Genomic DNA, 12,061 nt, shown 5'->3' with positions numbered 1-12,061 from the left:
GGTGGACCCCGACAGCAGGCCGACCCGCACCCCGCGGAGCGAGTTCGTCCGCCGGGGGCGGCTCCGGGTGTTCCTCGGCGCCGCCCCCGGCGTCGGCAAGACCTTCGCCGCCCTCGACGAGGCGCACCGGCGCCGGGACCGGGGCACGGACGTGGTGGTGGGGCTCGTGGAGTGCCACCGCCGGGAACGCACCGAGGCCCTGCTCGACGGGCTGGAGGTGCTGCCGCGCCGGACGGTCGGGCACCGGGGACTCGACGTCTCCGAACTCGACGTCGACGCCGTCCTGCGCCGCCGCCCCGAGGTCGTCGTCGTCGACGAACTCGCGCACACGAACGCCCCCGGCGTCGTGGAGGAGGGGGGCAACGCCAAGCGTTGGCAGGACGTCGAGCAGATCCTCGCCGCCGGCATCGACGTCGTGTCCACGGTGAACATCCAGCACCTCGAGTCCCTCAACGACGTCGTCGAGCACATCACCGGCATCGAGCAGCGCGAGACGATCCCGGACGCCGTGCTGCGCGCCGCCGACCAGGTCCAGCTCGTCGACATGACCCCGGAGGCGCTGCAGCGCAGGCTCTCCCACGGCAACGTCTACGCCGCGGACCGCGTCGACGCGGCGCTGTCGAACTACTTCCGCACGGGGAACCTGACGGCGCTGCGCGAGCTGGCGCTGCTGTGGCTGGCCGACCGCGTCGACGAGGGCCTCGAGCGCTACCGCGCCCAGCAGGGCATCGAGGCCACCTGGCCGGCCCGCGAACGCGTCGTCGTCGCCCTCACCGGCGGACCGGAGGGCGCCACCCTCGTGCGGCGCGCTGCACGGCTGGCCGGTCGCGGCGCGGGCGGGGAACTGCACGCCGTCCACGTGGCCCGGGGCGACGGCCTGGTCCGCAGCTCCCCGGCGCGGCTGGCCGAGCAGCGCGCGCTCGTCGAGGCCCTCGGCGGCACCTACCACCAGGTCGTGGGGGAGGACGTGGCCACCTCGCTGCTGGAGTTCGCCCGCGGGGTCAACGCCTCGCAGATCGTCGTGGGGGCCAGTCGGCACCGGCCGTTGTCCTCCCTCGTGCGCCGCAGCGTGGGCGACGCCGTGGTGCGCGGTTCCGGGGCCATCGACGTCCTGGTCGTGACGCACGAGGAGCAGGCCAAGCCGTTCGGCCTGCCCCGGCCCGCCCGCGCGGCCCTGTCGGGGGAGCGCCGGATCCTCGGCTGGGTCGTCGCCCTGCTGGGTCCGCTCGCCGTCACCGGCGGGCTGCTGCTGTTCCCGCGCCAGGACCTCTCGACCGACCTGATGATCTTCCTCGTCGTCGTGGTGGCGGCCGCCCTGGCCGGCGGTGTCCTGCCCGCGCTGGCCGCGGCCCTGGCCGCGGGGCTGGCCGTGAACTGGTTCTTCACGGAGCCGGTGCACCAGTTCACGATCGCCCAGCCCGCGAACGCGGTCGCCCTCGTCGTCTTCCTGCTCGTGGCGTTCGCCGTGTCGTCCCTCGTCGACACCTCGGCGCGCCGCACGCGGGAGGCCCAGCGCTCCCGTGCGGAGTCCGAGGCCCTGTCCGTCCTGACCCGCACGGCCCTGCTGGCGACCGACCCGCTGAGCGAGGCTCTGCGACACACCCGGGAGACGTTCGCCGTCGACTCCGTGACGCTGCTCGAACGCACCGACGTGCGTTCGCCGTGGACCGTGGCCGCGGCGACGGGGGACCCGGTCTGCACCCAGCCGGCCGACGCGGACGCCGAGGTCGTCGTCGACGACCTCACCTGCCTCGTGCTGCGCGGGCGCCTCCTCGTCGCCGGTGACCGCCGCGTCCTGGAGGTCTTCGCCGCGCAGATCGCCGCGGTGCGCCAGCGTCAGCGGCTGCGCGCCGAGGCGGCCCAGGTACGGCGGCTGGAGGAGGGCGACGCCGTCCGCGGAGCCCTGCTGACGGCCGTCTCGCACGACCTGCGCACTCCGCTGGCCACGTTGAAGGCGTCGCTCGACAGCCTGCGCGCCACGGACATCGAGCTGCCCGAGGAGGTCCGGACCGAGCTACTCGACGAGGTCGCCCACTCCGCGGACCGCCTCCAGGCCCTCATCGACGACCTGCTCGACCTCACGCGCGTGCGCAGCGGGGTCGTCGAACCCCACCTGGTCGTCGTCGACCTCGACGAGGTCGTGGCGGCCGCCGTGCGCGACCTGCCGGGCGTCGACGTGCGCGTCCCCGCCGACCTGCCGCCGGTCTCCACCGACCCCGGTCTGCTGCAGCGCGTCGTGGCCAACCTCGCGCAGAACGCCGTGCGGCACGGCGCCGGCTCGGGGAGCTCGGGGGTGCAGGTGGACGCGGTCGTGGCGACCGAGGACGGGCACCGCGCCGTCCGGCTCCTCGTCGTCGACCACGGTCCGGGCCTGCCGGGGGCCGCGCAGGAGCGCGCCTTCACGCCGTTCCAGCGGCTCGGGGACCGCTCGACCGCGGGCCTGGGACTCGGCCTGGCCGTCGCCCGCGGCCTGGCCGAGGCCGTCGGCGGCAGGCTCGACGCCGAGGACACCCCCGGCGGCGGGCTGACGATGGTCCTCGAGCTGCCCCTGGCCGGGCACGCGCACGAGCTGGCCCCCGAACCTGCGGCAGGATCGAGCGCGTGAGCAGAGTGCTGGTGGTCGACGACGAACCCGGTCTGCGGAGGGCGCTGTCGATCAACCTCTCCGCCCGCGGCTGGGACGTCACGGTGGCCGCGGACGGGGCCGGCGCGCTCGAGGCCGCCGCGGCCACCCACCCGGACGTCGTGCTGCTCGACCTCGGGCTGCCCGACCTCGACGGACTCGACGTCATCGCCGGCATCCGCGGCTGGAGCCCGGTGCCGATCATCGTGCTCACCGCCCGCACGGCCTCGGCCGACGCCGTCGACGCCCTCGACGCCGGGGCCGACGACTACGTCACGAAACCCTTCGCGATGGACGTGCTGCTGGCGCGGTTGCGGGCGGCGGTCCGACGGGGCGCCGGCACCGACAGCTCCGCACCCGAGGTGCTCGACGCGGGCGGTCTCCACATCGACCTGGCCCGCCGGACGGTGTCGCGGGACGGGGAACCGGTCAAGCTCACCCCGACCGAGTGGCACCTGCTGCAGGTCCTGGTGACGAACGCCGGGCGGCTCGTGGGGCAGACGCAGCTGCTGCAGGAGGTGTGGGGCCCGGCCTACGGCCGCGAGACGAACTACCTGCGGGTCTACGTCGGTCAGCTGCGCCGCAAGCTGGAGGAGGTGCCGTCCGCGCCCAGGCACCTCATCACCGAACCCGGGATGGGGTACCGGTTCGAGCTCTGAGCGTCAACGAGGCGTCAAGATCGGCCGATCGGCTTGCCGAGCCGTCGGGTCGGTGCGTCCATGAACGTCGTGTCTACGCAGTCCCCCGCCCGTCCCCTGCGGGACTCCGCCCGGTCCTGGTTGCTCGACGGTCTCACCGACCGCGCGGCCCACCAGCCCGGTCCCCACCGCAAGCCGCACCGCGAGCACGCCGGGCACCCGTGGTGGAAGGTCGTGTGCCTCACCGGGGTCGACTACTTCTCCACCCTCGGCTACCAGCCGGCGATCGCCTTCCTGGCCGCCGGCGTCATCTCGCCGGTGGCGACGCTCGTCCTCGTCCTCGTGACCCTCTTCGGTGCGCTGCCGGTGTACCGGCGGGTCGCGCGCGAGAGCCCGCACGGGGAGGGCTCGATCGCGATGCTGGAGAAGGTGCTGCCGTGGTGGGGCGGCAAGCTGTTCGTCCTCGTGCTCCTCGGCTTCGCCGCGACCGACTTCCTCATCACCATGACGCTGTCGGCCGCCGACGCGACCAAGCACGCCCTCGAGAACCCCTACGTGCCGCAGTTCCTCGAGGGGCACCAGCTGGGGGTGACCCTCGTCCTGCTCGCGCTGCTGGGCGCGGTCTTCCTGCGCGGGTTCTCCGAGGCCATCGGGGTCGCGGTCGTCCTGGTGGTCGTCTTCCTCGGCCTGAACCTCGTCGTGGTGCTCGACGCCGTCGTCCACGTCATCGGTCAGCCCGTGTCGGTGCACCGCTGGTGGGAGGCGGTCCTGGCGCAGGGCAGTTCCCCGTTCGCGGTCGTCGGCGCCGCGCTCATCGTCTTCCCGCAGCTCGCCCTGGGCCTGTCCGGCTTCGAGACGGGCGTGCTGGTCATGCCGCAGGTCGAGGGCGGCTCGCGCGGACAGGCGCTGCTGCAGCGCATCGCGGGGACCCGCCGGCTGCTGACGGTCGCGGCCCTGACGATGAGCGCCTTCCTGCTGGCCTCCAGCTTCGCCACGTCCGTGCTCATCCCGGCCCACGAGTTCCAGCCCGGCGGCGGGGCGAACGGGCGCGCTCTCGCGTACCTGGCGCACGAGTACCTCGGCAACGGTTTCGGCACCGCGTACGACGTCTCGACCATCGCCATCCTGTGGTTCGCCGGTGCGTCCGCCATGGCCGGGTTGCTGAACCTCGTGCCGCGGTACCTCCCGCGGTACGGGATGGCGCCGCAGTGGGCGCGGTCGGTCCGGCCGCTGGTGATCCTCTTCACCCTCGTCGCGTTCCTCGTGACGTGGATCTTCGACGCCGACGTCGACGCCCAGGGCGGCGCCTACGCCACGGGCGTGCTCGTCCTCATCACGTCCGCGACCGTCGCCGTGACCCTGTCGGCGCACCGCCACGGGCAGAAGGGCGCGCGGGCGTTCTTCGCGGTGGTGACCGTGGTGTTCCTCTACACGACCGTCGCGAACGTCGTCGAACGGCCCGAGGGTGTCAAGATCGCCGCCTGCTTCATCGCGGCGATCATCACCGTCTCGCTCGTGTCCCGCGCCCTGCGCGCGTTCGAGCTGCGGGCCGACGGCGTCGAGTTCGACGAGACGGCGCAGCGGTTCCTCGACGAGGCCGCGTCGCGCGGTGCGCTGAACATCATCGCCAACGAACCCGACGCCCGGGACGCCGCCGAGTACGCCGAGAAGTGGTACGACGAGCGCCGCGACCAGCACATCCCCTCCGACGAACCGGCCGTGTTCCTCGAGGTCACCGTCGCGGACGCCTCCGACTTCGAGACGAAGCTGCGGGTGTGCGGGGAGGAGCGGTTCGGCCACCGCGTCCTCACCGTCCGCAGTGCGGCCGTGGCGAACTCCGTGGCGGCCGTCGCCCTCGCGGTGCGCGACCGCACCGGCGTCCTGCCCGACGTGTGGTTCGAGTGGTCCGAGGGGAACCCGCTGGCCAACATCGTGCGGTTCCTGTTCCTCGGGGTCGGGGAGGTCGCACCGGTGACCCGTGAGGTCGTGCGCCGCGCCGTCCCCGACCCGGCGCAGCGCCCGCGGGTGCACGCCGGCTGATCGTCAGGCCGCCACGAGACGCGCCGGGGGCTTGGCGGGGGCGAGGCTGAGCCGCGGGTCGACGGTCAGCGCCGTGGTGCCGCGCGCCTCCAGCAGCAGCCGCAGTGCGCCGACGCCGAGTTCCACGCACGCGCACTCCGCCCCGAGCACCTCGCGCAGCAGGTCCCGCGACGTGAACCCCACTCCCGTCCGCACCCCGCCGGGGTCGAGGAACGTCCGCAGGACCACCGCGGTGCCGTGGCGGCGGACGGGGACGAACAACCGGGCTGGTGAACTGGTGGCGCTGGTGGACATGACGGCGACGCTAGGCCGCCGGCGCCGGACGGGGAACGTCCTTGACGCACACCTGACACCCTGCGAGGCAGCGCTGACGCCCTGCTGACGCCCTAGAAGGGTGGTGGGTCGTCGGCGTCGCGGGCAGCGCGCAGCACCGCGACCCGTGCGGCGCGGTCGTCGACGTGCTCCCACACGAACTGCGTCTTGAACCGGTGGTGTGTCCGGCACAGGGCTTGGAGGTTGTCGGCGGTGGTGGGGCCTTCGGGCCAGGGGACGACGTGGTCCAGGTCGCAGTCCGCTGCCGGGCGCACGCACCCCGGGCCGCGGCAGGTGGCGTCGCGGGCGACGACGAACCGGCGCAGGGCGGCGGAGGGGCGGTAGACGTCGGCGGCGACGTCGATCACGTCGCGGGTGCCGGGGGCGGTGACGACCGTGCGCCAGACCGCGTCGGGGTCGGCGGCCAATTCACGCGCCGTCTCGATGGACACCGGGCCGAGGCCGTCCACCCAGGCCGAGTTCTCGGGAAGTTCCCCACCGTTGTCCTCGTCGGTGCCGAACAGGGTGGTCGCGTCGATGCGCAGCAGGACGTGGACGCTGGTCGCGGGGCGGTGGGTGCGGCCGGTGGTGACGGGGTGCTCGGCGTCGGCCGGTTGCTGGTGCTGCTCGTCGGAGGTGGCGGGGGTGAAGCGGGTGAGGCCGTCGCGCAGGACGTCGACGAGGGCGTCGTTGACGCGGGTGGCGTGGTCGCGGGTGTCGTGCAGGCCGTGGGTTCTGGTGTGGTCGGTGGTGGCGTCGGCGCAGGCGGTCGCGAACGTCATCAACCGCCGTCCCAGGCCGAGGGGGAGTTCGAGGGACAGGTGGGCGGTGGCGCCGTCGTCGCAGTCGGTCAGGACCGCTTCGCGTCCGGGGTGGCGGGTGTGGCGGACGACGCGTTCGTGGTGCGGGGTCATCCGTTCCAGCAACCGGAAGCAGCGGCCGTGCAGGGCCGAGCCGACCTTCCCCTCGCGGGCCCAGGTCAGCGCGGTGGTGTGGAACCGGTCCAGGGCCGCGGTGAGAGCCTCGCCCTCCAGCAGCGCGGGACCCTCGGTGACCTCCCCGTCGGCGTCTGCGGTGAGGGTTCCGGTGTGGGCGGTGAGGCGGCGGGACTGGGCCAGGATGGTGCGGGCTTGGCGGGCGGTGACTTCACCTGCGGCGACGGCTTCCCAGACGGGGCGTTCGGCGGTGCCGGCGGTGTGGGCGGTCCAGACGTGGGTGAGGGCCGATTCGATGGGGACGCCGCAGCTGCGGGAGTGGTGAAGGGCGACCAGTTCGATGGCCGCCTGCAGTGGGGTCCAGGCCGCGAAGGGGTGGCCGTGGTGGCGGCCCATGATCTGGATGCGGCGGTCGGACAGTTCCCCGGCCTGGTCGGGGTGGGGGTGGGTGCTGAGTTGGGTGATGAGGTCGGCCAGCCCGAGCAGTTCGCGGGCGTGGGCTTGGTCGGCGGCGCGGCGCAAGGCGGCGAGGTGGGCGTCGAGGTCGAGGTCGGTGAACCCGTCGGCGTCGAGAGGGAACCGCGACGACCGGGTCGGCGGCACAGGGTGCGCGGGGTGTTCCGCGTGCTCCTGAACCGTCGCCGTCATGTCCTGATCCTACCGCTCAGGACTCGTTCGAACAAGACGAACGTACTGTGCCGCAACGGTTCCGAAGAGTTCTCGATGGGTGAGGGTCAGTGCCGGATCCACCCGAACGTCCGCCGGACGGCCTCCTGCCAGTCCTCCCACCCGCGGTCGCGGAGCTCGGGTTCCATCGACGGCGTCCACTGCCCGGCGCGGTGCCAGCGGCGGCGCAGCGCCTCGCGGTCGGGCCAGAAACCCACGGCGAGGCCGGCCGAGTAGGCCGCGCCCAGGGAGACGGTCTCGCTCACCATGGGCCGCACCACGGGGGCGTCGAGGACGTCGGCGACCGTCTGCATGAGGAGGTTGTTCGACGTCATGCCGCCGTCGACGCGCAGCGAGTTCAGCCGCAGGCCGGAGTCGGCGTCCATGGCCTCGACGACCTCGCGGGTCTGCCAGGCCGTGGACTCCAGAGCGGCGCGGGCGATGTGGCCCTTCGTGACGTACCCCGTCAACCCGATGAGCAGCCCGCGCGCCTCCGCCCGCCAGTGCGGCGCGAACAACCCCGAGAACGCCGGCACGAAGTAGCAGCCGCCGTTGTCGGGGACGGTGCGGGCCAGGGTTTCCACCTCCGGGGCGGTGGAGATGAGGCCGAGGTTGTCGCGCAACCACTGCACGAGAGCGCCCGTCACCGCGATGGAACCCTCCAGCGCGTAGACCGGGGGTTCTCCCGCGACCTGGTGGGCCACCGTCGTCAGCAGTCCGTGGGAGGACCGGGTGATCTCCGAGCCGGTGTTCATCAGCAGGAAGCTGCCCGTCCCGTACGTGCACTTGGCGTCGCCGGGGGAGAAGCAGGTCTGGCCGAACAGCGCGGCCTGCTGGTCGCCGAGGGCGGCCCCGATGACGGCGCCGGGCACGACGGTGCGGGCGCGGCCGTACACCTGCGAACTCGGCACGATCTCCGGCAGGCTGCGGCGCGGGACGCCGAACACCTCGAGCATCTGGGGGGAGTAGTCCAGCGTCGCGAGGTCCATGAGCATCGTGCGGCTCGCGTTCGTCACGTCCGTCACGTGCCGCCCGCCGTCCGGCCCGCCCGTGAGGTTCCAGACGAGCCAGGAGTCGATCGTGCCGAACAGCACGTCGCCGGCCTCGGCCCGTCGCCGCAACCCCGCGTCCGCCTGCAGCAGCCACGCGATCCGGGGGCCGGAGAAGTACGTCGTCAGCGGCAGCCCGCACACGTCGGTGAACCGGTCGGCGCCGCCCTGCGCGGACAGCTCCTCGACGAGGTCCGCCGTGCGGGTGTCCTGCCACACCACCGCCGGGCCGACGGGGTCGCCCGTGCGCCGGTCCCACGCGACGACGGTCTCGCGCTGGTTCGTGATGCCGATGGCCACGACGTCGGCCGGGCCGGCGTCGACCTGCGCCATGGCCTGCGGGACGAGGCGGGCGACGTTGCGCCAGATCTCGGCAGCGTCGTGCTCGACCCAGCCGGGACGGGGGTAGTGCTGGCGGTGCTCGCGCTGCGCGACCGCGACGAGCCGGCCCGCGTGGTCGAAGAGGATGCACCGCGTCGACGTGGTGCCCTGGTCGATCGCGACGACGTAGCCCTGGTGCTCGGGTCGGTGGTCGCTCACGGCGTCATCCTGCCCGACGGCCCGCCGGGCACGGGGTTCAGCGGTCCCGCGCGCCGAGGCCGCGGGAGATCGACCGGGCCGCCTGCCGGACGGCGGGCACGAGGCCGGCGCGCGGGCGCCCCCGCGCGTCGACGATCCGGTCGACGTCGCCGTCGACCCCGATCGCGCCCACGACGATGCCGCCGTGGTCGCGCACGGGGGCGGCGATGCCCGCCACGCCCGGCAGGGCCTCCTCGACCTCCAGGGCCCAGCCCTGCTCGCGCACGGCGGCCAGCGTGCGCCGCAGGACGGCCGGGTCGACGACGGTGCGCCCGGTCATGGCGATGAGCCGCCGGCGGTCGGGGCGCACGGGTGCCGAGGCGAGCAGCACCTTGCCGAGCGCGCACGCGTGCGCCGGCATCGACGTGCCGGTGCGCAACTGCTGGGCGCTGTCGTCGGGGCGGAACACGTGGTGCACGACCAGGGCGCGCCCCTCGGACAGCGTGGCCAGGAGGACCGACTCCCCGGTCCGGCTGGCCAGGGAGTCGGCCCAGTTCACCGCGCGGGCGCGCAGGTCGTTGGCGTCGATGCGCGGTCGGCCGAGGTCGGACAGGTCCGGTGCGGCGCGGTAGTCGCCGTCCTCGTCCTGGACGACGAGTCCGACGCCGACGAGCGTGCGCACGATGCCGTGCGCCGTCGTCTTGGCCAGGCCCAGGGCGTTCGCGATGTCGACGATCCCGAGCCCCTGCCCGGCCCCGGCGAGCAGGCGCAGCACGGCCACGGCGCGCTCGACGGACTGGATGGGGCCGGGCACGGGGTTCCGCCCCTCAGGCCCGGGGCAGGTCCTCCGCCGTCGCGTCGGACGGCACGACCATCTCGATGGCGCCGCTGCGCACGTCGTAGATCCCGCCGGCCACGGGCATCGTCGGCGGCAGGAACGGCCAGGACCGGATGCGCTGGACGTCGTGGACGAGGGTGGCGCGCTGGTCGGCGATGGTGCGGAAGTCGATGCTGCGCGAGTCCACGCCCTGGGCGAGCACCTTCGCGTGCACGTCGGGGTCGGTGTTCTTCGTCATCCCGCAGTCGGTGTGCGCGAGGAGGAGCACGCGCTCGACCCCGAGCAGGTAGTGGGCCAGGACGAGGGTGCGCAGGGTGTCGTCGGTGACGCGGGCGCCGGCGTTGCGCAGGATCTTCGCGTCGCCCTTGGCCAGGCCCAGCATCTCCAGCGGGGAGATGCGCGAGTCCATGCAGGTGATGACGGCGAGCCCGACCCCGGCGACCCCGGGGCGTCCGTCGTCGACGAAGGTCTTGGCGTACTCGGCGTTGGCGGTCATCACGTCGCTGAAGGGATCCACGGCGACAGTTCTTACCACTCCACCGCCGGGGCGTCTCCCGGGCTGGGCGGCAGGGTGATCCGGCACCGGGCACCGTCGGCGAAGACGACGGCGACGTCCCGCGCGGCGACCCGCACGTCGGGTGCCGCGCCGGGGTCGGCCGCGGTCAGGGCGGCCAGCACGACCGCGGGCGAGGGACCCGCGACGCCCCGCAGCCGGGGAACGAGCGCCCAGGCGCCGTAGGCCGTGCCGGCGGGAGCCCGCACGACGTCGGCGACGTCGAACCCCGCGACCGCCGCGAAGCGGCTGTGCAGGTCCGCCGTCGACAGCCCGACCCCCGTCCCGGCGAGGTCCGTCGTGAGCTCCTCGGGCCGGCCGGCCGCGAGGGCCCAGCCGGTGGCGCTGACCGCGGTGCCGGCGGGGACCGCCTCCCACGCGAAGACGCGCACCTCCCACGCCCCGCGTGCCGCCACGACGGTCAGCACCTGCGCCTGCGGCAGGTGCCCGCCGGGGAAGACCGGCCGGTGCCGGCTGGCCGCCCACCCCGGTCCGGTCCCGGCCGGCTCGAACCCTGCCCGCACGCCGTCCCGCAGTCCGCCCCGCCCGTCCGGGCGGTGCACCGCGACGGTGTTGTCGGCGACGTTCGCGGCCGACGTCGGCCCGGTGCGGGTCGAGTAGGCCAGGCGGGCGTAGAGCGGATCGACGGCCGTCGGCTGCCCGGGCCGGGAGTGGTCGGACCCGTGGTTGTGCACGCGGACCAGACCGTCGGGGGTGTTCTGCACCAGCCAGCCCGCCGGGGCGACGGGGGTCGTGCGCGCGGGCCCGGCGGCCGGGACGGGTTCCTCCACGGCCGTCCACAGCGGGTGGTCGGCGGGCGCCAGCAGCGCGAGGAACGCCTTCGACAGCCAGTACGGCGACCCCGGCCCGGAGTACGGCTGCACCGTCGCGGCGTGCGGGCCGTACCACCCGCGGACGAACACCCCGTCGCGGGTCGCGCCGCGGTCCAGGAAGTGCCGCACGGCCCCTGACAGCAGCGACCGGCTGACCCCGGGGGACCACGGCGTCGCCCCCGTGACGGCGCCGGCGGCGACGGAACCGGCCGCGGCGAACCGGTAGGTGAGGGAGCGGCCCTGGTGCAGCGGCGCGCCGTTCGCGTCGAACGTGCGGGCGAACACCTCGAGGAACTCGCGCAACCGGCCGCCGACCCGTCGGGCCAGAACGGTGTCCGCCCGCAGGTGCGCGTGCAGCACGGGGTACAGGTGCATCGCCCAGCCGACGTAGTGGTCGAACATCCGGCCGTCGCCGTCGGAGTACCAGCCCTCGCCCCGGTACCAGCCCTCGAGGAGTTCCAGCCCGCGGTCGACCGCGTGCTCCGTCTCGGCGTCGCCGCGGTCGGCGCCGGTGAGGAACGACGCCACGGCGAGGGGGAACAGGTACCAGTTGTTGGGCGCGGGTTCGTGGCGCAGGCTGCCACGCAACCAGGCCTCGACCTGGTCCTGCTCGCGGCCGGACAGCCCGTCCCACAACCACTCCCGCGTGAGGTCGAGCGCGAGGGCGATCGAGGCGGACTCCACCATGGGCTGGCCGCCGTCGTGGACCGACCGGACGGGGGGCCAGGACTCGGCGTCGTCCGCACCCGGGGTGCGGGTTCCCGCGAGCAGTCCGCGGCGGTAGTGCGCGAGGTGCCCGTGCGGGTCGTCGCCGCCCGTGCCGGCGACGCGGAACGCTGCGACGAGGAACGTGCGGGCGAAACCCTCCAGCCCGTCGGACGTCCAGCCGGCCCGCGCGGGTTCACCGGGCAGGTCGATCCGGCCGAAGCCCGGGGTGGCCCAGGGCCTGACCGCCAGCAGCAGGTCGTCGGCCGTGGCCAGCCAGTGCGCCCGGGTCCAGCCCGTGACGGGGGAGAGGACCCGGTCCTCGGGGACCTGGGACAGCAGCGGCACGG

9 protein-coding genes are annotated in these 12,061 nt (G+C 74.4%); 3 read left to right on the top strand and 6 right to left on the bottom strand.

The genetic code is table 11. The features are described 5' to 3' along the window. Position 1: 1 nt before the first annotated feature. The 3 genes from AB1207_RS19380 to AB1207_RS19370 are packed head-to-tail and all read left to right on the top strand — an operon-like array spanning position 2 to position 5,301. On the top strand, positions 2-2,605 hold the full coding sequence (locus tag AB1207_RS19380) for a DUF4118 domain-containing protein (RefSeq protein ID WP_367640049.1): 2,604 nt from the start codon (positions 2-4) through the stop codon (positions 2,603-2,605). Next, positions 2,602-3,282, top strand: coding sequence for a response regulator (locus AB1207_RS19375; RefSeq protein ID WP_367640048.1), 681 nt, complete (start codon positions 2,602-2,604; stop codon positions 3,280-3,282). The genes AB1207_RS19380 and AB1207_RS19375 overlap by 4 nt, the downstream gene beginning before the upstream one ends. 60 nt (positions 3,283-3,342) lie before the next feature. Beyond that, positions 3,343-5,301 (top strand): APC family permease, encoded by a 1,959-nt coding sequence (locus AB1207_RS19370; RefSeq protein WP_367640047.1) that lies wholly within the window; start codon positions 3,343-3,345, stop codon positions 5,299-5,301. A gap of 3 nt (positions 5,302-5,304) precedes the next feature. On the opposite strand, the gene AB1207_RS19365 is transcribed toward AB1207_RS19370, so the two are convergent. From AB1207_RS19365 to AB1207_RS19340, 6 genes are all read right to left on the bottom strand, one after another. After that, positions 5,305-5,595: an SAV_915 family protein gene (locus AB1207_RS19365; RefSeq protein WP_367640046.1), complete on the bottom strand. Its 291-nt coding sequence runs from the start codon at positions 5,593-5,595 to the stop codon at positions 5,305-5,307. Positions 5,596-5,687: 92 nt separating this feature from the next. Further along, positions 5,688-7,196, bottom strand: a complete 1,509-nt coding sequence (locus AB1207_RS19360) for an HNH endonuclease signature motif containing protein (RefSeq protein ID WP_367640045.1) — start codon at positions 7,194-7,196, stop codon at positions 5,688-5,690. An 86-nt stretch (positions 7,197-7,282) separates the two neighbouring features. Further along, the gene (gene glpK / locus AB1207_RS19355) at positions 7,283-8,803 is read right to left on the bottom strand and encodes a glycerol kinase GlpK (RefSeq protein WP_367640044.1); all 1,521 of its coding nucleotides are present in this window, start codon (positions 8,801-8,803) and stop codon (positions 7,283-7,285) included. 37 nt (positions 8,804-8,840) lie between these two features. Then, entirely contained in the window at positions 8,841-9,596 is a 756-nt protein-coding gene (locus tag AB1207_RS19350; RefSeq protein ID WP_367640043.1) for an IclR family transcriptional regulator, read from the bottom strand. Positions 9,597-9,609: 13 nt separating this feature from the next. After that, the gene (locus AB1207_RS19345; RefSeq protein WP_367640122.1) at positions 9,610-10,116 is read right to left on the bottom strand and encodes a beta-class carbonic anhydrase; all 507 of its coding nucleotides are present in this window, start codon (positions 10,114-10,116) and stop codon (positions 9,610-9,612) included. 32 nt (positions 10,117-10,148) lie between these two features. After that, a complete protein-coding gene (locus tag AB1207_RS19340; protein WP_367640042.1) occupies positions 10,149-12,059 on the bottom strand; it encodes a DUF2264 domain-containing protein in 1,911 nt (636 codons plus the stop codon). Positions 12,060-12,061: the final 2 nt, after the last annotated feature.

This window comes from Kineococcus endophyticus, assembly GCF_040796495.1.
Classification (GTDB): Bacteria; Actinomycetota; Actinomycetes; order Actinomycetales; family Kineococcaceae; genus Kineococcus; species Kineococcus endophyticus.
Note: the sequence above shows the minus strand (reverse complement) of the source record. Positions and strands in the feature narration are given on the sequence as shown.

Coding starts and splice junctions, on each gene's coding strand:
- AB1207_RS19370 (WP_367640047.1), top strand. CDS start 3,343: ATGAACGTCGTGTCTACGCAGTCCCCCGCCCGTCCCCTGCGGGACTCC.
- AB1207_RS19365 (WP_367640046.1), bottom strand. CDS start 5,595: ATGTCCACCAGCGCCACCAGTTCACCAGCCCGGTTGTTCGTCCCCGTC.
- AB1207_RS19360 (WP_367640045.1), bottom strand. CDS start 7,196: ATGACGGCGACGGTTCAGGAGCACGCGGAACACCCCGCGCACCCTGTG.
- AB1207_RS19345 (WP_367640122.1), bottom strand. CDS start 10,116: ATGACCGCCAACGCCGAGTACGCCAAGACCTTCGTCGACGACGGACGC.